Source organism: Paenibacillus sp. Marseille-Q9583, from assembly GCF_976954365.1.
In genome coordinates this window covers 387,870-408,606 of sequence record NZ_CDRJTB010000001.1, presented here as the reverse complement: position 1 = coordinate 408,606, position 20,737 = coordinate 387,870, and the positions used below count along the sequence as shown (strand labels likewise).

The 20,737-nt window shown below is 44.0% G+C and carries 17 protein-coding genes and 1 riboswitch; of the genes, 10 read left to right on the top strand and 7 right to left on the bottom strand.

The window, feature by feature from the left end; all coding sequences use genetic code 11:
- Positions 1–260: 260 nt before the first annotated feature.
- Entirely contained in the window at positions 261–1,655 is a 1,395-nt protein-coding gene (locus ACWNM1_RS01760) for an SMI1/KNR4 family protein (protein ID WP_449599364.1), read from the top strand.
- Positions 1,656–1,784: 129 nt separating this feature from the next.
- On the opposite strand, the gene adhP is transcribed toward ACWNM1_RS01760, so the two are convergent.
- On the bottom strand, positions 1,785–2,801 hold the full coding sequence (adhP, locus tag ACWNM1_RS01755) for an alcohol dehydrogenase AdhP (protein WP_234534774.1): 1,017 nt from the start codon (positions 2,799–2,801) through the stop codon (positions 1,785–1,787).
- A 197-nt stretch (positions 2,802–2,998) separates the two neighbouring features.
- Positions 2,999–3,079: riboswitch (glycine riboswitch) on the top strand.
- A 133-nt stretch (positions 3,080–3,212) separates the two neighbouring features.
- On the opposite strand from adhP, the gene ACWNM1_RS01750 reads away from it, so the two are divergent.
- Positions 3,213–4,571: an amino acid permease gene (locus ACWNM1_RS01750; protein ID WP_234534771.1), complete on the top strand. Its 1,359-nt coding sequence runs from the start codon at positions 3,213–3,215 to the stop codon at positions 4,569–4,571.
- Between the two features lie 168 nt (positions 4,572–4,739).
- On the opposite strand, the gene ACWNM1_RS01745 is transcribed toward ACWNM1_RS01750, so the two are convergent.
- Positions 4,740–6,203 carry a DHA2 family efflux MFS transporter permease subunit gene (locus ACWNM1_RS01745; protein ID WP_449599362.1) on the bottom strand — a complete coding sequence of 488 codons (1,464 nt, stop codon included), beginning with the start codon at positions 6,201–6,203 and terminating at the stop codon, positions 4,740–4,742.
- A 166-nt stretch (positions 6,204–6,369) separates the two neighbouring features.
- Between ACWNM1_RS01745 and ACWNM1_RS01740 the strand changes: the two genes are divergently transcribed.
- Positions 6,370–6,924: a TetR/AcrR family transcriptional regulator gene (locus ACWNM1_RS01740; RefSeq protein WP_449599360.1), complete on the top strand. Its 555-nt coding sequence runs from the start codon at positions 6,370–6,372 to the stop codon at positions 6,922–6,924.
- Between the two features lie 169 nt (positions 6,925–7,093).
- On the opposite strand, the gene ACWNM1_RS01735 is transcribed toward ACWNM1_RS01740, so the two are convergent.
- Positions 7,094–8,245 carry a metallophosphoesterase gene (locus ACWNM1_RS01735; protein ID WP_449599358.1) on the bottom strand — a complete coding sequence of 384 codons (1,152 nt, stop codon included), beginning with the start codon at positions 8,243–8,245 and terminating at the stop codon, positions 7,094–7,096.
- 261 nt (positions 8,246–8,506) lie between these two features.
- Between ACWNM1_RS01735 and ACWNM1_RS01730 the strand changes: the two genes are divergently transcribed.
- The 5 genes from ACWNM1_RS01730 (at position 8,507) to ACWNM1_RS01710 (ending at position 14,796) form a co-directional block, all read left to right on the top strand.
- Positions 8,507–9,547, top strand: coding sequence for a zinc-dependent alcohol dehydrogenase (locus ACWNM1_RS01730; RefSeq protein WP_449599357.1), 1,041 nt, complete (start codon positions 8,507–8,509; stop codon positions 9,545–9,547).
- Between the two features lie 36 nt (positions 9,548–9,583).
- Entirely contained in the window at positions 9,584–11,524 is a 1,941-nt protein-coding gene (locus ACWNM1_RS01725; protein WP_449599355.1) for an alpha-amylase, read from the top strand.
- A gap of 15 nt (positions 11,525–11,539) precedes the next feature.
- Complete coding sequence (locus ACWNM1_RS01720) at positions 11,540–12,676, top strand: sugar ABC transporter substrate-binding protein (RefSeq protein WP_449599353.1); 1,137 nt, start codon at positions 11,540–11,542, stop codon at positions 12,674–12,676.
- Between the two features lie 21 nt (positions 12,677–12,697).
- Positions 12,698–13,357: a dihydrofolate reductase family protein gene (locus ACWNM1_RS01715; protein WP_042193005.1), complete on the top strand. Its 660-nt coding sequence runs from the start codon at positions 12,698–12,700 to the stop codon at positions 13,355–13,357.
- Between the two features lie 74 nt (positions 13,358–13,431).
- Positions 13,432–14,796: an MATE family efflux transporter gene (locus tag ACWNM1_RS01710; RefSeq protein ID WP_449599352.1), complete on the top strand. Its 1,365-nt coding sequence runs from the start codon at positions 13,432–13,434 to the stop codon at positions 14,794–14,796.
- A gap of 162 nt (positions 14,797–14,958) precedes the next feature.
- Here ACWNM1_RS01710 and ACWNM1_RS01705 read toward each other — a convergent pair whose 3' ends face one another.
- Together ACWNM1_RS01705 and ACWNM1_RS01700 are read right to left on the bottom strand one after the other, a co-directional pair.
- On the bottom strand, positions 14,959–16,383 hold the full coding sequence (locus tag ACWNM1_RS01705) for a HAMP domain-containing sensor histidine kinase (protein ID WP_449599351.1): 1,425 nt from the start codon (positions 16,381–16,383) through the stop codon (positions 14,959–14,961).
- Positions 16,380–17,069 (bottom strand): response regulator transcription factor, encoded by a 690-nt coding sequence (locus ACWNM1_RS01700; RefSeq protein WP_449599349.1) that lies wholly within the window; start codon positions 17,067–17,069, stop codon positions 16,380–16,382. Before ACWNM1_RS01700 ends, ACWNM1_RS01705 begins: the two co-directional genes overlap by 4 nt.
- Positions 17,070–17,269: 200 nt before the next feature.
- On the opposite strand from ACWNM1_RS01700, the gene ACWNM1_RS01695 reads away from it, so the two are divergent.
- Positions 17,270–18,472 carry a macrolide family glycosyltransferase gene (locus ACWNM1_RS01695; RefSeq protein WP_449599348.1) on the top strand — a complete coding sequence of 401 codons (1,203 nt, stop codon included), beginning with the start codon at positions 17,270–17,272 and terminating at the stop codon, positions 18,470–18,472.
- Between the two features lie 55 nt (positions 18,473–18,527).
- Here ACWNM1_RS01695 and ACWNM1_RS01690 read toward each other — a convergent pair whose 3' ends face one another.
- Positions 18,528–19,286: an SDR family NAD(P)-dependent oxidoreductase gene (locus tag ACWNM1_RS01690; RefSeq protein ID WP_449599347.1), complete on the bottom strand. Its 759-nt coding sequence runs from the start codon at positions 19,284–19,286 to the stop codon at positions 18,528–18,530.
- A gap of 138 nt (positions 19,287–19,424) precedes the next feature.
- Between ACWNM1_RS01690 and ACWNM1_RS01685 the strand changes: the two genes are divergently transcribed.
- A complete protein-coding gene (locus ACWNM1_RS01685) occupies positions 19,425–19,811 on the top strand; it encodes a MerR family transcriptional regulator (protein WP_449599345.1) in 387 nt (128 codons plus the stop codon).
- 109 nt (positions 19,812–19,920) lie between these two features.
- Here ACWNM1_RS01685 and ACWNM1_RS01680 read toward each other — a convergent pair whose 3' ends face one another.
- Entirely contained in the window at positions 19,921–20,652 is a 732-nt protein-coding gene (locus tag ACWNM1_RS01680; protein WP_449599344.1) for a DUF5643 domain-containing protein, read from the bottom strand.
- Between the last annotated feature and the right edge of the window lie 85 nt (positions 20,653–20,737).

The window sequence follows — 20,737 nt, the reverse complement described above, 5'->3', positions numbered from 1 at the left end:
GGTTTGATTTCGTTGATAAGGTTACCATAATCCATATGAAACATTCTCCTTTTCGGTGTTTCAGTAATCGATCAGGTAATTGTTGTATTTAAAAATAGTTTCCTGGTTGAAGAAGTGATACATAAACTTACCGCTTGCCACCGCGCGGTAAGCTTTATCATAAGTGACGCCAATTTCAAAACCTACTTCCCATCTGGTAGAATAGGGAAAACTATATTTCTATATTCTAGTAAATTGATTATAGGTTTGGGGAGGTAGACATGAATAAAGAGCTAATTGCACAGCTGGCACAGTGGCATGAAGATGATGAACATCAGAAGATAGTTGATACCCTGATGGAGATTTCACCAGAGGACAGAGATTACGAGGTGACCAGCAGTCTGGCAAGAGCGTATAACAATCTGGGACGTTATGAAGAGGCGCTTGAACAGTTTGCGATGATTGCACAACAGGGGCAGGATGACCCGTTGTGGCATTTTCGTGTAGGGTATTCCTACTATTATCTGAATCGGTATGAGGAAGCAGTGAGAGTGCTGGGTATCGCCCATGACCTCGATCCTGACGACGAGAATACGGCCATGTTACTGAACCTCAGCCAGCGCAAGCTACGCAAAGACCACCACGCCGCGGCCAGACGGGTAATTAAAGATTCGCATAATGATCCGAGGACGGAAGCAACTCCTTTTGAAGGGATGGATTTCTCCTACTTTTGGGACGATAGCGATTATGCACTAAGACAATATGTCTCTGATCCGCCTGCGGATGAGCTGATTGCTTCTGTAGAAGAAGAGCTGGGTTACAAGCTTCCTGCATCCTATATCCGTCTGATGAAGGAGCATAATGGGGGAGTTCCTTACAATACTTGTTACCCGACGGAGGACGCGACCTCATGGGCTGAGGATCATATTGCGATTACAGGCGTTATGGGCATTGGGCGCGAGAAAAGTTATTCGCTCTGCGGAGATCTTGGCAGCACATTCATGATTGAGGAGTGGGGGTATCCTGACATCGGCGTGGTAATTTGTGACTGCCCTTCGGCAGGTCATGATGTCGTAATGCTGGATTACCGGAACTGCGGGAGGGACGGCGAACCCGAGGTGATTCATGTCGATCAGGAAGACAATTATGAGATTACGTTCCTGGCTGAAGACTTCGAGACATTTATCCGCGGGCTGGTGAGTGAGGAGGAATACGATACTTCTCAAGAAGATAAAGAAAAGGATCTGCGAAAAGTAGCCGTAGGCAAGTTCTCACCTTTGCTCGCGGAGCTGTGTAATCGTGTGTCCGAGGTTGATCAGCTTGAGCAGAAGATTCGTAATGTCTGTACTCGAATCGTTGAAGAGAAGGGACACTTTTCCTTTCATGCAGATGAGCTCTCTACTCTGATGTACGATGTGCAGTTCTGGCTGTACACAAGCTCTTATCCGAATACGAGCCATCAACAATATCTGGATGTGTATGAGAAGATAATCGCTTTTGGCGGCGAGTTCGGTCAAGGCGGGTATGCGCCCGGCTGGATCAGTGACTGGCTGGATGGGCGGATTCGGGAAGGGCTGATCGTTCAGGAGAACGGAGTGCTTCGCTTCACGGATCAAGCCCGCTTAGAGGTTATTGAACGGCTGGAAGTGGGAGCCGAAGAAGAGGACGTGACCTAAACCGGTCTCCCGCGCAGAGCTTGATTGATCACAACAGAAACATTGCGCAGAAAAGTATTGCTAGTAGGGGGATTTTTAGTCATAAAAAAGCCCGAAAAGCAGCACTTTTCGGGCGTGTTTTCTTTCGGGTCATTTCGTCATATCAAGGACGATTCGACCATTGATTTTGCCTTCTAACATAAGATCGTAGATCTCATTAATATCTTCTAGTTTACGTGTCTCAATAATGGTTTTTATTTTTCCTTCTGCAGCGAATTGTAATGTTTCTTGCAAATCTTTGCGAGTGCCGACAATTGATCCGACTACCTTTGTACCGTTTAATACCGTATCAAAGATCGGAACATCCATGGATTCAGGAGGCAGCCCAACCATGACGCAGGTACCGCCGCGGCGAATGGCCCGGTAGGCTTGATCGAATGCTTTTTTCGCAACCGCCGTACAAACGACACCATGCACTCCACCGATTTCTTTTTGAATCCAGTCTGCGGCATCTTCTTTTAATGCGTTTACGGTTTTGTCTGCACCAAGCTGTTTGGCAAGCTCCATCTTTTCATCCGACGTGTCGATGGCCACTACGTTCATTCCCATCACTTTTGCATATTGTACGCCAAGATGACCCAATCCTCCGATGCCGAAAATGGCTACCCACTCACCTGGTTTTACACCCGATACTTTCAAAGCTTTATAGGTCGTAACGCCAGCGCAAAATAAAGGTGCCGCTTCGATGAAGCTTAAATTATCAGGAACCTTCACTACATAATCGGCAGCTGCCACACAATATTCTGCATATCCGCCATCTACGGAATATCCAGAATTTTGCTGATCGAGACAAAGAGTCTCTCTTCCTGTAAGACAATACTCACAATGACCGCAGGCTGAGTACAGCCATGGAATTCCTACTCGGTCACCTACTTTTAAGTGTGTAACTCCTTCACCCATTTCTTCAATAACCCCAACGCCTTCATGTCCGGGAATAAGAGGGAGTTTCGGTTTGACGGGCCAATCGCCATGAGCAGCATGCAAATCAGTATGACACACTCCGCACGCCTGAATATGGACAAGGATTTCTTTGTGTCCGGGTTTTGGTTTAGGTACGTCTTGTAGCTCTAACTTTTCTTTGAATTTCTTTACTACAGCGGCTTTCATCAGCATACTCCTTTAGTTTTTTGCTTTTCAAAAAGTAGTATGTTCATGAGGCTAACTTTAAATTCTTGAGACTTTTATCACTGATTAACACTCACATCACAAGTAATATGTTAGAATATCAGAACAGCTTTACTGCGTTACCGCTTTATCAACTTCATAATTCACGAGCTATGATGGCTAAGGATTACACTTTAGCTGGAGCAGCTTCTGGAGAGACCGCGGAAATTCCGCGGCGCCGAAGGGTTCACAATCTCAGGCAAAAGGACAGAAGAGTACTGAATATATATTTGTCATGCTGATCGACATCAGTAGGCAAATATTATTTGATATTCTTACGATCTGGGAGATTGGATGACATCCAATCTCTCTTTTTTTATTCCAATTTATTGTACTCACAAGGGGGAACTAGGTATGGCACAACCAGAATTAAAGAGAGAGCTAGCTAATCGGCATGTTCAACTTATTGCTATTGGCGGCACCATCGGTACAGGATTATTCTTGGGATCAGGCAAGGCGATAGAGAAGGCAGGCCCATCCATCATGATCACGTATTTAATCGTGGGTATTGCTGTGTTTTTTGTGATGAGAGCACTGGGAGAGCTCCTATTATCTAAAGCGGGCTATCAATCGTTTACGGATATTGCTGAAGACTACCTTGGATCACGAGTCGCATTCATTACTGGTTGGACCTATTGGTTTTGCTGGATCATGACGGCTATGGCTGATGTCATCGCTGTTGGCGTATATGTACAATATTGGTTTGATATCCCGCAGTGGGTCCCTGCCATCGCCTGTCTAGTCGTGTTATTAGGACTTAATTTATTAACTGTAAAGAGCTTTGGGGAACTCGAATTTTGGTTTGCTTTAATTAAGGTAATTACGATTCTTGCCTTGATTGGTCTTGGAGTCATTTTGCTGATCATTGGGTTTAAGACGGATGCAGGATCGGTGACGATACGGAATCTATGGGAGCATGGGGGCTTTTTTCCAAACGGCATATCAGGCTTCTTATTTTCTTTTCAAATGGTTGTATTTGCTTATGTCGGTGTGGAGTTGGTGGGTGTGTCGGCAGCGGAAACAGCCGATCCGGAAAAAAATATCCCGTCGGCAATTAATAAAATTCCTTTACGGATTCTATTTTTCTATGTCGGCGCGCTTTTCGTCCTGCTATGCATTAACCCTTGGACGGAGCTTAGTCCGGCAGAGAGTCCTTTTGTAAAAACCTTTACTCTAGTAGGGATTCCAATAGCCGCAGGGATTATTAATTTTGTCGTATTAACTTCAGCCGCTTCCGCTTGTAACAGTGGAATGTTCTCGACAAGCCGAATTCTCTATAATTTGAGTAGAAATAACCAGGCGTCACCTCGTTTGGGCAAACTGAATAAAAACCATGTACCAGGTAACTCGTTATTCATTTCTACAATTGTTATATCTGTTGGTGCTCTTTTGAGTAAACTTATTCCGGAGCAGGCTTTTGGAATCGTGACAACGATTAGCGCCATTTGTTTTATATGGGTGTGGGGCATTGTTCTTATCTGCCATATTAAGTATAAGAAAACCCGGCCAGACTTACAGGCGAAATCTAAATTCAAAGCACCGTTCACACCGGCTATTAATTATATTGTCTTAACCTTGTTCGCTGGGATACTGATCATCATGCTGTTCGCTGGAGAGACACGCCCGGCTTTATTGTGTACTCCGTTATGGTTTATTTTATTAGTCATCTTGTATTCGATTAGAAGCAAAAAGGGGAAAAGTAATCAAGCTTGAGTTAGGCTAACATATTTTAATGGTTAGGGGGGAATCATCTCCAGCATACTGAAAGAAAAATTAAAAGAAGAGTAGCCAGTGAGCTGGGAATCGCTAAGAGGGTAACGTAAAAAGGATAATGTAAAAGGACAGCTGACCGCTGTCCTTTTGACGTTCCACTTTATGAGGTTATTCCTCTCTAACTAGATCTACTTTCGTTTCAATCTTAATCCTGCTTTTCATTGGCATAAATAATGTTATAACCAACGCCGCAACGGATAAAATCATCATAAAGTAATAAGCATCACTTGCCCCAAGAATGGATGCAAGGGATTTAAGGATCTCAGGAGTAGTAGAGGGATTGCTCTGCATCACTGTGGCCGCATGATTTGTTGCCTGTACTGTATAAATCGTAATTACGACAGCAGTACCGATGGCTCCGGCAATTTGGCGAACGGTATTGTTCACAGCTGTACCATGCGTGCCGAGTTGTTTGGGCAGTGCATTTAGTCCAGCCGTATTGAGTGGCATAGTGATGAAGCTTAGTCCAATTCGCAGGCCAATGGTACGAATCATTAGATACGTATACGTTGTAGATTCAGATAGATCAGTTACCGCCCACATAGATGGAATAATAAACAGTAAACCAATAATGAACAGTGGTTTAGCACCAAAACGGTCGTATAATTTACCGGTGACGGGTGACATGAACGCATTTACGAGCGCCCCTGGCAGCAATAGTAGTCCTGCATCAAATGCTGTAAAACCACGGCCATTCTGCAGATAAATAGGCAATAAAATCATATCTGCGTACATCATCATCGTGATTAATACGTTAATAAGAGAAGTCATCGTAAAAACTTTATTTTTGAAGACAGACAGGTTCAGCAGTGGATCATCAGACTTGATTTGTCGAAGACAGAATACGGCCGTAACAGCGATCCCGATCCCTAAGGTCAGAATTACTATTCCATCGTCCCAGCCTTTACTGCCTGCACTACTGAAGCCGTATAAAATTAAGCCAAATCCAACGGTTGATAAAAGAACACTTACTACATCAAGCTTAGACTTAGACGTCTCGGATACATTCACTAAATACTTGAATGCCAACGCTATAACAAGGATGACGAGTGGAATGAGGCCGATAAATAACCAGCGCCAAGAGTGATATTCAACAATAAATCCCGCAAGCGTCGGGCCAATAGCAGGAGCAAATATCATCGCCAGTCCAAGCAGTCCCATAGCACTGCCGCGTTTTTCAACAGGGAAAATAGCGAGCACAACGCTCATCATGAGCGGCATTATAATACCGGCACCTGCAGCTTGGATCATCCGTCCGACTAAGAGTAGACTAAAGCTCGGCGCTGCTGCACAAATGATTGAGCCAATTAATAAAAATGACATGGCACTTATAAATAATTGACGTGTTGTAAACCGTTTCATTAAATAGGCTGTAATCGGAATCAATATCCCGTTGACCAGCATAAAACCTGTTGAAATCCATTGTACAGTTGTTGCCGTGACATCAAATACATCCATCAGACTACTTAAGGCGACATTTAAAAGCGTCTGATTGAGTGTAGATAAGAAACAACCAAAAATTAGAATGGTTAGTAGGATTCCTTTATTTATTTTCTTAATATCTTCTTGCATGGTGCAGGCCTCTCTTCATTGCTTTTTCGACATAGTGTCGATAAAATAAATCATATCAGCATTTAAACAGTATTCCTATTTGCAATTTCATTGAAAGTGTCGACTAATCGACAGAATGGGTAAATTAGTTGATGAAATACTATATAAACGATAATAGAGGGATGAAATGTCCGAACATAAAAGAGTTGATCCACGAGCCATTCGCTCAAAAAAGATGCTGAAAAATGCTGTTTTTTCATTATTGGCCGAGAATGTGGAGATTCCTCAATTGACTGTCCAAAAAATCGCCAACCGTGCTGAGCTCAATCGTGCAACGTTTTATTTGCATTATGAGGATATTAACGATTTATTGCGCCAGATCGTACATGAAATCTTTGATGACCTGTCCATGAAGGTTGAACCGTTATTACAAGTGAAGAGCAGTATCGAACAGGAGCAGTTGGTCACATTTTTAAGTTATTTTTATGAATACCGGCAGATCTTTGCTGTATTGGTAGAGCACAAAGGCTTCAAAAACCAATTAACCAACCTATTAAAAAATACGATCGAAAAACGAAGAAACGTGAGAAATATAGATTCCACTAAAGAGGTAGTTTCCCTTGATATTATTGCATCATCACTATTAGGAATTATTATGTGGTGGATTAAGGATGGCAGCCAATATAGCGCAGAATACATAGCGGGGCAAATCACCTTGATGTATAAAAGAAGGTATTTATAAGTGTTAGACTGCGCTATAGGAGGACATGGGTAAAAACCGTTGTATGATATAGAGATACAAATTTCAAGATAACAGATAATCCCTGCACCAGCCTTAGGTAAAACTATAAAAAGCGGCAGTCTAGGACGTTACTTCTCGTCCAAAGGCTGTCCGCTTTTTTCAAATCATATTATTTAAAATCAACCTTGATCTGGGCTATCTCACTGTTCGTACCAATGCGTAATGGCGGCCCCCAAGTCCCTACACCAGATGTAACGATGACGTGAGGACTGTCTAAATTCTTCTGATAGTGTCCGTAATCTACTGTGAACATAGCATTGGTGATTAGATTTGCAGGGAATACTTGTCCTTGATGCGTATGTCCGCTAAGTATCAAATCGACGTCATCTCCGTATTCAATCATATTCGATGGTTGATGATCCATTACGATAACGGGCATAGTTGTATCAATGTTACTCATCACTTCTGAAGTAACAGCTCTAGCGTTTCCTTGATCACCAATAGGAGATGAATCTCTCCTGCCAACTACAACGAATTGATTATCAATAACGACATGCTCATCATTTAGAAGTTTAATGTTACTCTTATCTATAAAGTTCACAATCTCATCGTATGATCGTCCTGCATCATGGTTACCTAAACAAGCATAAACCCCATAGGTGGACTGAATAGTATTTAATAACTCTATTCCTTTGGAAGGATTAGAGAGCGCATGGTAGTTACCATTGAATATATCTCCTGACATCAACACAATATCCGGCTGCATGTTATTAATACGATCAACAACGTCTTCAATAAACTTTACATCATTTACGTAGCCTAAATGTAAGTCACTGATCAGCACAATATTTAAATGATCTAATGACGTGCTTTTATGTATTTGGATCGGATAAGTAACTTCTTTTATCTGATTGGCGTTATAAATCCCATAGGACACCAATCCTATGACTAGAATAAATACTACCGATCTTGTATGGAAAATAACACGTTTTGGCGCAGGGGAGGGGGTGATTTTGATCCATTTACTAATAAGTAAGATTACATCGGAAAGGAGTAACAGCAAGAACAAATAGAAGTAGATCCCCATCCAATAGTCCCCGAATTGACCAATAAAATTAACAATACCTGAATCGGTCGTCATAGCCGAAGAGGACAATAGTAAATTAATAATGATTGTTACCGCACACAAGCTGTAGATAACTCCGTATATAATCCCATTAATATTTGGAAATACATTTTGTAACCATTTAAAAATTTTTCTCGCGATGTAATAGTTACTTGCCGCGTACATAGCGAATATAAACAGAAATGCAAATACCATATGATGCACCGTCCTATTTTTTTTAGATTACAGAGAGCAATAGTTCAGAATCAATATGTTCACGTACTCGGTAAGAGTAACATATTTTTTTATGTGGGAAGAGAGGATCGTTTCTATTGTTTAAAGCGTTTACTCAAATGAAATATTTATAAAAATGTAAACAATAACATTTTACGACAATATTCACCTTACTTTTACATGGGAGGTATGATATATTCTGGTGGAAAATGGATAATAGGAAAAGTGAAAGGAAGAATGCGTATGGAAGCGCTGGTGTGGACATCCAATGATAAGCTAGAGCTCTGCGAATGGGAAGAGCCACAGATCGTAACCCCGGATGAAGTTAAGATTCGGATTGAGATGACAGGCATTTGTGGAACAGATCTAGCGGTCATAACCGGTAAAGAGGAAGGAGTTACAGGAATCATTCGCGGTCATGAGGCTGTGGGGACCGTAATTCAAATTGGCAGTAATGTTGACCGTGTTAAGGTGGGGGACCGTGTAGTTATCGATCCGAATCAAAGCTGCAATGAATGTTATTTTTGCTTGAAAGAACAGCCGCACTTATGTATAGGCTCCGATGGAAATGGGATGCCTATTGCTGGTTTGAATCGAAATGGGACATTCACTTTTTTTTTCTCAACTGTACAAACGTTTGCACACCTTTTACCTGATCATATGAGCTGGGAGACGGGGGTATTAATCGAGCCGCTTGCCTGTGTGCTGCACAATTTCAAAGAAGCTAATGTCACGGCTGACGATAGGGTGCTCATTCTTGGATCGGGTCCAATGGGACTGTTAAGTCAAATGGTGAGTAAATCAAAAGCTGCGCTCACGGTAGCGACGGAAATTAATCCCTATCGGCTCGATTTTGCTAGAGAAATCTCGGATTTTGCTCTAACACCATCCCAATTAAATCAAGCTACCGTAGATGAAATCTGCGAGGGACATAAGTTTGATGTGATTATCGATACGGTGGGCACTCAGCTCGAAGTGGCGGAGGAATGGATTGAGCGTGGAGGGCGCATCGTGCCTTTTGGTATTAATGCGAAGTATCGGTACACCTTTTCCCCTACCAAATTCGTACAGCATGCCATCAAAATTATCGCAGCGGGCGAATACCGCTACATGTTCGAGGAAGCTTTGCGGTTTGCCGCTGAGACACCTGAACTGGAGAAACTGGTGACCAGAAAAGTTAAGCTCAATCAGCACGAGGCAGCAATAAACGAATTGATCGGCTATGAATTGAACTCTTTGAAGGTGGTTGGGAGTGACACCGTAAAGACGGTTTTTGTTCCCTAAACGTAGAACTGCAATCAACGAGAGGTGGATCTGTTAATGAGCAAAGAAAGCAAATTTAGACTAGTTCAGGATTACTTGTCTACACACAAAGATAAAGACGTAGCGCCAATTTGGATACCTGCTGTGTGGAATGAGTGCAAATTTGAGCGTGTTCTCTACGAAAGAGACGGTGAAATTTGTGTACATCCGTATGATTTTATGACAGAGCATTTGAAGTATTTAGACAAGCTTTCGTGGAGGTATATGCTCAAGGAACGCACGAATTTAGACGACAGCGCGATCTATTCTTCCTTAATTCGTTATTCGACGGCTTGGGATTACAACCATGATGGAACAATTGAATCCGGTACTTTTTTACGATTCCTTATTCTTCTGCCGCTACTTAAAAAAATGGGCATCAATATTCTGTATATGCTTCCAGTGAACCAGTACAGCAAGTTGAATCTGAAGGGAGATATCGGGTCACCTTACGCGGTGCAATCGTTATTCCACTTGGATCAGAACCTACACGACAGCCTGCTGGATGGTATGGAGGAGTTTACGATCCACGATGAGCTCAGCGCTTTGGTAGAAGCTTGTCATTTACTTGATATTAAGACTGTTGTTGATTTCATTCCCCGTGTAACGGCGAAAAACAGTGCGTTCATTACTGAACATCCTGAATGGGTGTATTGGATCAAAATGCAGGAATTAGAAGGCTTTGCACCGCCATCCATTCCTGAGCTTGGATTCTTTGAGGAGTGTACGCCTGACAAATTGGAGACGGTCTACCACAGCCAGGAAACTGCAGCATTTCTGCGGAAGTTCTCACCGCCGCCCAATGAACTTCATCCAATCCTTTGGCAGCAGTTAAAAGAGAGGGCTGCTAAAACTGGAGATGAGCTATTAACTCTGGTGGAGCAAGAGATGGGGATAACGACTGCTCCAGCGCATTCTGACTGGATTAATGATGTGCAGCCCATTTGGACAGACATTACGTTCTTGCGCCTCTACAAGGATTTCTCTCCGCAAGTGAGACATCTTATAAGTTCGGATCAGGCGCCATATGTCCTTTTTGACACGATTAAATGCAATGACTACCCGGGTGAAGAGCCAAATCAAGAGCTGTGGGATGTTCTGGAGGCCGCTGTACGCTTTAATCTCGAACAGTACGGGATTGACGGCTTCCGCATCGACATCGGACATGTGCTTCCTATTCCGTTGTTGACTCGTATTTTTGACACCATTAAAGCGCTGAATCCGAATGCGATCTTAATCAGCGAAGATTTGTTCAATCGCAATCACAAGAAGGCGGCGAGCACCGGCTACAACATTATGCTTGGCAGCGGATGGAACGTTATGACGCAGATTACTAAGGAGAATCTCGTTTCATTCTTAGAGGAGCTGCCTGAGTTGAATATTCATGTATTTGCCTGTGCAGAAACGGCAGATACTCCCCGGATCACGAGCCGTGGCGGTGTAGAGGTTGCTCGAATGATTGCAGTATTCAATCAATTTCTTCCGAACGCAATTCCATACGTGACCACAGGCTATGAAATGAATGAGGAGCAGCCCCTCAACTGTGGTCTTGGCGACAATACGAACGGAGAGGAGATTTCCCGCGCTTTTTTTAACGTCATGCAAATTAATTGGACTAATCCTGCACCGATGCTGCCGTTGCTGACAGAGTTAAGTGAATTTAAGAAAGATTGGTCCCAGCTAGTGAAGCCAGAAAACTTTTTCGTGGCTCAATCCCCGGAAGGTACAGTTCTGTACGGGTATATGCATGGCGAACAGACGCTGCTCTGCTGCTTTAACTTGAGTGCTGATGCTTCCTGCCAAGTTGATTTGAAGGCTGCGGTACCTGGGCGGTACCCAATGACTGTGACACTGGATAGTTCCTTAACGGGCAGCATCGTAGGTCAGACGTTAGACAGCTTACTGCTTGCACCAAATCAGGCTTTAGTGCTCGTAAACAATCATAGACAAGTTAGTTAAGGGAGAGAGGCAGCGATGGAAAAGAAGAACAAAGAAATCGTGTTATGGCATGAGTTTGACGGTCCAGGAGATACCTCGATTGAGGTGTTGGAGGGAATTTGCAAGCTGTATACAGAGCGCTTCGGCGTACAAATTACGCCACAAGTGATGAACATTACGGAGTTGACTGCGCGCCTGAACCAAATTAAGGACACCCATCAAGGTCCGCATCTGGCGATGGTTCCTGCCGATATGTCCTCCTATGTTGAGAATGGCCTTTACTCTGAGGTACCGGGCTGGCTGTTTGATGATGCACTCACTGAAGGGGCACTTTCAACGATGCAACTGGATAGTGTTCAGTATGGTATCCCGGTATTAAGGGGCAATCATCTGGTTATGTATTACAATCCGGAGATTTACGCCAGTGCGCCGACGACATGGGACGTGTTCGAAGAGGCGGCAGAGAGGTTATCCGCTCAAGGTATCATACCGATTGGAGCAGATTTACAGCAGGGTTATTGGTTTATTCCGTTTCTTACAGCTTTCGGTGGTTGGCCTGTTCAGCATGGAAAGCCGGATATCGTAACCCCTGAAATGAAGCGAGCACTTGAGTTCATCCATGACAAGATGGATCAAGGCGTGCTCGTCAGTCTCGACGGTTCCACAGGACTTCTAGAACAGTTTATTGACGGTAAGATTGGCGCCATTATTTGTGGAGAGTGGATTTATAACCATCTGGACAAGCAGATGAACAACAGGCTTGCGGTCTGCCAGCTTCCGGTCATAGAAGGCCAGCAATCGCTATCCATGTCTTCTTCTATCGGCCTGATTTACCCCAATCATTCGTTAACGTCGGAGGAGCGGGAAGATATCTTATCGTTCACGCATTTTATGCTGAGTGATGAATGCCAAACCATGTGGACGCTGGGTGTGCAGCGGATTCCAGCTCAGGAAGAGGTGCTGAACCGTCTAGCTGCCTCTGCTGCGCCTAACAAAAAGATGATTTTATCGCTGTTGGATCACGCACGGCCGATGCCGACGTACCCCTTCATGATTCATGTATGGGAGGCGCTAAATGCGGGTTTAACCGAGCTGCCCTTAAGCGGTCCTGAACAAGCATTGAAAAAAATAGAACAGACCATCCAAGCATTCTGGGGTGCATATAAAAGCTAAAAAGAGACGGGGAGAAGACAAATGAAAACAACGATATTCAGCCAAATTTCGATTGACGGAAAGCTCACTATGGGAGCAGGTAATTCGAGTAAGGAGCTTTTTTCTTTGTTTTCCAGTGAGGATATGGAATTCATTCATCTATTTCGGGGGAATGTGCAAGGCATTATGGTTGGCAAAAATACAATTTTGACGGATAATCCCTTTCTTACTAATCGGTATGAGGAGAATAAGAATCCAATCCGTATCATTCCGACAACTACCTTGGATATTCCGCTGGACAGCAATGTGCTCTCGGATGAGGGGAGGACGATTATTGTCACAACCGAGAAAGGACGGGATGAATATAAAATCAAGCAGATCCGGGAAAGAGGGAAGGAGTGCCTCATCTGCGGTGAGGATAAAGTCGATTTCGTGGAGCTTGAACGTCAGTTGGAAGACAACTTCGGGATTACCAGCTTGATGGTCGAGGGCGGCGGCTTTTTGAACTGGCATATCTTCGATCAGGACATCGTTGATGAAATTATTCTGATGCAGCTTCCGATCATCATAGGCGGTTCCACGAACATTACTTTAGTGGATGGAGACGGATATCAGCAATTGTGCTTTGCGAAAAAGTTCAAAGTTGTAGAAATTCAGCCAAAAGATAATTATACGCTCATGCGCTACAAAAAAGTGATATAACCTCACACGAAGTCATAGACTGCGAATGGCTATGGACGCGGTAAAATCGAGAATATGGGGGTTGTGAATGATCCATGTCAGAGAAAGAGAACTTCTACAAAAGTGTGTATAAAATCGCTGTACCCGTTACGCTTCAAAGCTTACTGATGGCATTGCTCAATTTGACGGATCAGTTGATGGTCGGGCAGCTTGGAGATGTGGCGATTGCCTCAGTGGGGATGTCCACCAAAATATATGGGATCATCGCGGTTGTCTTGGCTGGTTTATCGACGGGAGTATCTATTTATGCAGCCCAGTTTTGGGGGAACAAAGATTCCAAAAGCGTCTCCCAGGTGCTGGGCCTTGGACTGATCGTCGGCTTCGCGTTCTCGTTCTTATTTTCTGCGGCTGTCTTCATCGATTCGCCGCTTTTTCTGAGCATGTTCACGACAGATGCGAATGTAATAGATGATGGGTATATTTTTCTGCAGATCATGTCGATCGGCTTTGTACCTGTCATGCTCACGATGATGTATTCCGCGATTTTGCGTAGTACGGGCCATGCCAAATGGCCGATGTATGTAAGCTTAATTACTGTTGTGTTGAATATTATACTGAATTACGTACTTATTTACGGGAACTTCGGCGCTCCAGCGCTTGGTCTGAAGGGTGCGGCTATTGCTACCCTTATTTCCAGGGTAATAGAATGTTTGTTGATCATTGGTGCCGTGTACCGATATCGTTTACCGGGCGCTGTTGGGTTAAAGAACTTGTTCATCATTCCTAAACCGCTCATCCGCAAGTTTTTTGGAACGACGTATCCGCTGCTGCTGACTGAATTGGTCTGGGTATTGGGTGAAACGGCATATGCGATCATCTATAGCCGCATGGGGACGATGGAGATGACGGCGATGACCATTACCTTCCCATTGCAAGGGCTTTGCATCGGCTTATTGTCCGGTCTGGCTAGTGCAGCTGGGGTTTTGGTCGGCAACCGTTTGGGCGCGAACGAAACGGATATCGCACTCGATCATGCGAAAAAGTTCATTCGTCTTGGCATTATCATCTCTCTAATTGTCGGGGTTATCATTGCGGCAGGCTCGAAGCTTTATGTCTCCGCGTTCAATATCTCCGAGGATGCTAAACAGATGAGCATATATATCGTTATCGTATTCGCTGGATTTCTTTGGGCCAAAGTTTCCAATATGATTATAGCAGGCGGCATTCTAAACAGTGGGGGAGACAGCAAGTTCGTGTTCAGCATGGAATCGACCGCGACATGGCTGATAGGTGTCCCCTCCGGACTGTTACTGTCATACGTCTGGAAGCAGCCAGTCTACCTTGTATATCTCGTCATATCACTTGAGGAGGTTGTCCGTTTTGGCTTCGGTTACGCCCGGATTTACTCCCGGAAGTGGATGAGGAATTTAGTTAACGATTTGGCTGAAAAAGCGATGTAAGGGCTGATTGGATCGCTCAAGGCTCCCGTGTATTTCCCCTTAAGGGAATGTCACGGGAGTCTTTTTGTGATTCTCTACCTCATTTGCGGAGCATTGGGCGCTCTCGTCGCCTCCTTCTATTTATTCGTAGAAGCACGCAGAAAAACGTAGCTTTGATCGACGTTAATTTTCATGTTCACTAGGAGACTTCTTAGGAATTCTAATCTGAAAAATGGTTTCCGTCACAGCTTCGTCCAGCAAACGCACGCTGCCATGGTGCAATTCCGCGATTTCCTTGACGATCGAGAGCCCGATGCCAAGTCCCTCGCCTTTTCTTCCACCGTCGGCGCGGTAGAAACGCTCGAAGATACGCTCGCGATCCTCTCGTGCGATCCCTTTACCCCGGTTTTTGACCGTGAGAACCACTGCCTCTTGTTCCTTCGTCAATCCAATTCCCAGATAGTGTCCTTCTTCACCGTAACGAACGGCATTGTCCAGCAAGTTGCGCAAAGCACGTTCGATCAGCGGTGCATCGATCATAACCTCGATATCCGTATCTTGGATGTCTGCCTCCAACACGATGTTCTTATCGTCCAGGAATAAGAGGTACTCGGCTGCGATCTTTCGCATTAATTCCGACAGGTTATGCGGAGCAAGCTGAAGCCGAAGTAAATGCTCTTCTTGACGGGTAATGTCGAGTAACTGATCAAGCAGCTTATCCATGTAGCGAGAACGCTGCAGGATGATTTTGGCCCCGGACTGAAGCTCGTTCTCATTCTTGTACGCACCGGTACGGATCATCTCGGCATAACCCAAAATCATAGTTAACGGCGTTCGCAAATCGTGGGACAGGTCCGATAAGAGCAGTCTTCGCCGATGTTCTAACTGTTCGATTTGGGCAGACTGGCTCTGGATACGCATTGCCATTGAATTGTAGTGATGGGTTAGCTGAGCGATCTCGTCCCTCGACTTATCTTCCAGCACGATGACATCGCTTCGGATTCCGACTTGGTTCAGCGCGTTGTTCAGTTTTGTAATGCGACGATCGGTGGAAGAGAAGAACCATAAGGAAAGGAGATAGGGAAGCAACAACGCCAGTAACAGAGGTAAAATAAATGTTAGTAAAGCCTTATACGTTCGGAGAAAAAAATATATTTGTCCAGATGTCATGTCTTCGCTGGATAAACTCAATAACATGTAATAGGATCGATGATCATGGGCAACGGAATAAGTAAGAGTGATCGGAGTATTTTCACCCCAAAGATTATTTGGCATATGGTCAACACGGTCGGCTAATTTGCGGAAGTCGTAGGAATTATTCTCGCCGGCGGAATCATACAGCGTCGAACCGTCCTCAGTCAGCCACTCTAGGCGGATCTTGGAATGCGGGCGTAGTACTTCTTCCAGAATGGGTTGAACCTCTGGTCCCGAGTAGGCGTCTTGCCGTTCTATAGCCGTAAGTGCTTCTTGTGAGATGGCGTTTAACGTCTTCAGATCATATCCCGGGGTCCAAGTCTTCCCGGTCATTAGGGTAATCGTAATAAACAAGACGATGCTTCCTGCGGCACTGGATAGCATCATCAGCCATAGCTTAGTTCGTCTCTTCATCGTCCGTCACCTGAGAGGCGGTAGCCGATGCCGCGAATGGTATGAAGATTAGATTGGGACCCGGGTGCGCTTTCAAGTATTTTTCGAATGCGGCTGATGAAGACGCTGAGGTTGTTGGCGTCATAGTTTTCATGCTGCCAGACTTGTTTGTAGATTTCTCCTTTTGTTAGTACGCGATCAGGATTGAGCATGAACACTTGCAGTAGATGGCATTCGACTGGAGTCAGTCCATGTTGTTGCCCATCATTATGTAGTACATAATTGTCGATATCCAGAATAAGTTTATTCAATTGAATCACATGGGGCCGGCTAAATGTCTCAGGATGGCGCCTGCGGAAATGGGCCTGTATCCGTGCTAGCAGCTCCATTGGACTGAAGGGCTTGGTCATGTAATCGTCGGCTCCCAGTCCAAGTGCGTCGATTCTGTCTTCCACTTCTCTTCTCGCACTAAGCGCAATGACCAGCGTTTCCGGACGATGTTCCCGCAAGTAGCGTAGAACTTCGAAACCGTTACCGTCGTCCATCATGATGTCCAGAACGATCAGTGAGAAAGGCTGCGCTTGTAGCTGTAAGATCGCCTGCCGCCCAGACTCCGCTTCGGCGATGTCCCATCCGGCACGTTCCAGATGTAAGCGAATAAGCTCACGAATGTCGGGTTCATCATCGACGATCAGAATCCGGTCCATGTTTTCATCACTCTCCATTTTTTGCTAACTATGATTTCATTATTATAGCAAAATTAGGTAAAATTAGGAGTAGAATATCGACTGGGGATTTTGATAAGTAGAAGTCGCTTCTTAGATAAACGTATAATGGTTACATCGAAAAGGACAAAAGAGGGAGCTACATACATCGTAACTTAGGTCATAACTGAGGAGGGGTAGGCATGGCACGTGTCTTATTTATTAATGCTGGATCAGAGGGACATATCAATCCAACGATTGGCGTTGTACAGGAGCTTATTTCTCGTGGGGAAGAGATAGTGTACTTCACTATAGAAGCTTTTCGGGAGCGTATGGAGGAGACAGGTGCTATAGTACGGACATTGGACGCTCAACAATTTATAAAGGCCTTTATTTCAGGTGGGAGAGATTATCTGCTTGAAAGAATCAATGGGCTTTTACTTACGGCGGATATCATTATACCAAGCGTTCTTGAACAGATTAAGGGGGAGCATTTCGATTACATCATCCATGATTCGATGTTTGGTTGTGGACGTTTACTGGCTCAAATTCTTAATCTTCCTGCAATCAACTCTTGTACTTCTTTTGCACAGACAAAGGAATCATTTGATCAAATCATGGAACGATTCTACACAGAAGCCCCTGCAGAAATAGTAAAAGCTGTAGACGATAGATTTCAAAGTCTGACCTTAAAAATAAAGGAACAATACGGTGTACAGATTCACTCTCCTTATGAAGTGTTCTGTAATCCTGCACCACTTACCATCGTGTATACGACAAGGGAGTTTCAACCTTATGGACAAGCCTTCGACCCATCATATAAATTCGTTGGTCCTTCCATCTCTTCACGATTAACGTCAGACCATTTTGAATTTTCTGCAATCAAGGGGAAGGACCTAATTTACATTTCAATGGGTACGGTCTTCAACCAAGCAAGTGATTTCTATAAGCTTTGTTTTGAGGCATTCGGGAATACGGAGCATACGGTTGTTATGTCCATTGGGAACAAAGTGCAGATCTATGATTTGGGAGAAATTCCTCCCAACTTCATAGTTAAAAACTATGTTCCACAGACGGATATATTACAGTACACAAAAATATTCATTACACATGGTGGAATGAATAGTGCGCATGAGGGTCTCTACTATGGGGTTCCGCTAATTGTAATCCCACAAAGTGCGGATCAGCCGATCATTGCGGAGCAAGTCGTCAATCTTGGAGCGGGCATTAAATTACAAATGCAAGGGTTAACTGCAACTGAACTGCGTGAAGCTGTAGAGCGTGTGCTCACCCTTCCGTCATTCCAAAAAGCTGTTGCAACGACTAAAGATTCCTTTCGGACCTCCGGTGGACCTCATCAAGCTGTTGATGAGATTTTCGAATGGAAGTGTCAATATCCTGGTTAGTGTGCATGGCCATCCGTTGAAGGATGGCCATATTTGTTTAGCTTTCGAGACAAGCCTACCGCGTACTTTCCACATAATTAAAAATAGCATCTCTCAACTCAAACTCGTACGTCACGCCATTCACAAGTCCCACCACATGATTGCTGTCATACAGATCAAGCATAAAGCCAGCCATTTCCTTCGCGGTATGAAATTTCCGCACAGTGCCGTGATATTCGAAATTCGTGACATCGAAAGCACGCTTCGCGAATTCTGTTTCTGTTGCGGCAGGTGCCAACACTTTAGCCTGCATAGGTGCACCTTGACTCTTCAACTCATGAGATAGTCCTTCAGTAAATGCACTTACATAAAACTTGCTCGCACAGTAGGTTATAGCATTGCCCACAATCGTATAACCGCCACCAGATGAAACGTTAATTAATTGCGTGCCTTCAATAGTGGAGTAGTCTCGAACGAATAGAGAGGAGAGTATAGTCAACGCTTCTATGTTCAGATGTAGCATTGTAGTTATTTTATTTAAATCTTGCTCGGCCACTGAAGCGAAGTTCCCAAAACCGGCATTGTTGATCCAGGTTTCGATGGCATATCCTTGCAGGGTTTCATACAATGTATAAGCATTCTCGATAACAGATAAGTCAGTCGTTTGAATGACAACCTCTACATCAGGATGAATCCGTGCGATTTCAGACTGTAATTCCGCTAGCTGTTCCTTTCTGCGGGCCACAAGGATTAAGTTTTTTCCACGAGAAGCAAAGGCTAGGGCAGCTTCATAACCTATCCCTGAACTAGCGCCGGTAATTACAGTGTATTTCATGTGATTTCCTCCTATTTTTTCTACGAGAATGTAATTCGATCTTACAACGATTTGATTATATAGGTTAGAGTTTACTCTAAGGCAAATGTTTTTTATAATCAGGGTGACCTTCAAAATAAAATAGATTAGAGGATATGCATGTACACGATTAGCGAGGTATCCAAGTTATTGGCGATCACCACATATACACTGAGATATTATGAAAAAGAAGGGATCGTTGCTCCGATACGCAATGCCAATGGAGAAAGGGTATATGAGGATACTCATCTTGCTTGGCTGCGATTTGTACTGAGGTTGAAACAAACCCAAATGCCCATCTCCCAAATCAGGGAATATGCCCAGTTATACTTAGAAGGCGAGCATACAAGCCCAGCCCGCTTGAACCTTCTGGAAGATCATAGAAGCTCAATTCAGGATCAAATCAGACATTTAACAGAGACAGAGAAGATGCTGAACGACAAAATTGCTAATTACAAGGTCTTCATTAGTAAAGGGAATACACTGGACTTGTCTATGGATGACTAGTAGTACAATTACGCTTCATCCATGCAAAAGGGGATTACCTCAGGCCTTACGGCCAACAGGTAATCCCCTTTTCCTCATACATATGGATCTGTTGCAGCGATAACGATTATTATTTCAGAGGAATTTTGATCTCTAGTTGCTTGTTGTAATTTTTAACTACATTACCTTTGGCATCTACTTTATAAGCCCCTGCAGTGCCTTTTTCAAACACCGCTTGATAAGGTCTGATAATGAGATATTCTGCGGCCGGGCGAAGCGCCTCGAACAATAAATCTTCAGAAACAGTATTCTGGGTTGTTGCAACAGATTCCCGTGCAATATATTCTAATTCATTTCCCAGATTATCATAAATGTCATAACCTAAAGCCTGTGCTTGGGTAGCAACCCCTTTAACCGCTAAAGCAATGCGCACAGAAGTCTCTCCCGCAGCAACACGAGTGGTTTTGATTTCAAATTGATTGTCTTTCTTTAAAGCTGGTAGCTGAATGCTACGCACTACTCCTGCTTGCTTAAGAGAAAACTTTAGTACATAGGAATCGACCGGTTCTTCGGGGATTTCCGCCACAGCTATAGTTCGCTCTCGCATACGAAGTAACTGATTGCATTCATTAATCAGGATGCGTATAACCCAGGTTTTAAAAAACTTAGGCTGTTTAAGGTTGGTGAGGCCTTTATACACCTTCAGTGTCGTTTCCTGAAGAGCATCCGCGCAATCTTCATCTTTTAGCAGAATGGTTTTGGCTAATTTGTACAACTGGGGTTCCAGTTGCCTGAAAAGACGGGTAAACGCCTCGTGGTCGCCTTTCTGCGCTTTTTTGATATCCAGTTCGTTTTCCAGCAAATGATTTTTCCTCCTTGAGGGCCCTCTGTATGATTAGATGGAGAAGGCATACAAAAAGTTATATTTGGATAAAAAAATCTGAAAT

What these genes read in the sequence shown, in the direction of transcription:
- ACWNM1_RS01760 (WP_449599364.1), top strand. Translation starts at nt 261, where the DNA reads ATGAATAAAGAGCTAATTGCACAGCTGGCACAGTGGCATGAAGATGAT.
- adhP (WP_234534774.1), bottom strand. Translation starts at nt 2,801, where the DNA reads ATGAAAGCCGCTGTAGTAAAGAAATTCAAAGAAAAGTTAGAGCTACAA.
- ACWNM1_RS01750 (WP_234534771.1), top strand. Translation starts at nt 3,213, where the DNA reads ATGGCACAACCAGAATTAAAGAGAGAGCTAGCTAATCGGCATGTTCAA.
- ACWNM1_RS01745 (WP_449599362.1), bottom strand. Translation starts at nt 6,203, where the DNA reads ATGCAAGAAGATATTAAGAAAATAAATAAAGGAATCCTACTAACCATT.
- ACWNM1_RS01740 (WP_449599360.1), top strand. Translation starts at nt 6,370, where the DNA reads ATGTCCGAACATAAAAGAGTTGATCCACGAGCCATTCGCTCAAAAAAG.
- ACWNM1_RS01735 (WP_449599358.1), bottom strand. Translation starts at nt 8,245, where the DNA reads ATGGTATTTGCATTTCTGTTTATATTCGCTATGTACGCGGCAAGTAAC.
- ACWNM1_RS01730 (WP_449599357.1), top strand. Translation starts at nt 8,507, where the DNA reads ATGGAAGCGCTGGTGTGGACATCCAATGATAAGCTAGAGCTCTGCGAA.
- ACWNM1_RS01725 (WP_449599355.1), top strand. Translation starts at nt 9,584, where the DNA reads ATGAGCAAAGAAAGCAAATTTAGACTAGTTCAGGATTACTTGTCTACA.
- ACWNM1_RS01720 (WP_449599353.1), top strand. Translation starts at nt 11,540, where the DNA reads ATGGAAAAGAAGAACAAAGAAATCGTGTTATGGCATGAGTTTGACGGT.
- ACWNM1_RS01715 (WP_042193005.1), top strand. Translation starts at nt 12,698, where the DNA reads ATGAAAACAACGATATTCAGCCAAATTTCGATTGACGGAAAGCTCACT.
- ACWNM1_RS01710 (WP_449599352.1), top strand. Translation starts at nt 13,432, where the DNA reads ATGTCAGAGAAAGAGAACTTCTACAAAAGTGTGTATAAAATCGCTGTA.
- ACWNM1_RS01705 (WP_449599351.1), bottom strand. Translation starts at nt 16,383, where the DNA reads ATGAAGAGACGAACTAAGCTATGGCTGATGATGCTATCCAGTGCCGCA.
- ACWNM1_RS01700 (WP_449599349.1), bottom strand. Translation starts at nt 17,069, where the DNA reads ATGGACCGGATTCTGATCGTCGATGATGAACCCGACATTCGTGAGCTT.
- ACWNM1_RS01695 (WP_449599348.1), top strand. Translation starts at nt 17,270, where the DNA reads ATGGCACGTGTCTTATTTATTAATGCTGGATCAGAGGGACATATCAAT.
- ACWNM1_RS01690 (WP_449599347.1), bottom strand. Translation starts at nt 19,286, where the DNA reads ATGAAATACACTGTAATTACCGGCGCTAGTTCAGGGATAGGTTATGAA.
- ACWNM1_RS01685 (WP_449599345.1), top strand. Translation starts at nt 19,425, where the DNA reads ATGTACACGATTAGCGAGGTATCCAAGTTATTGGCGATCACCACATAT.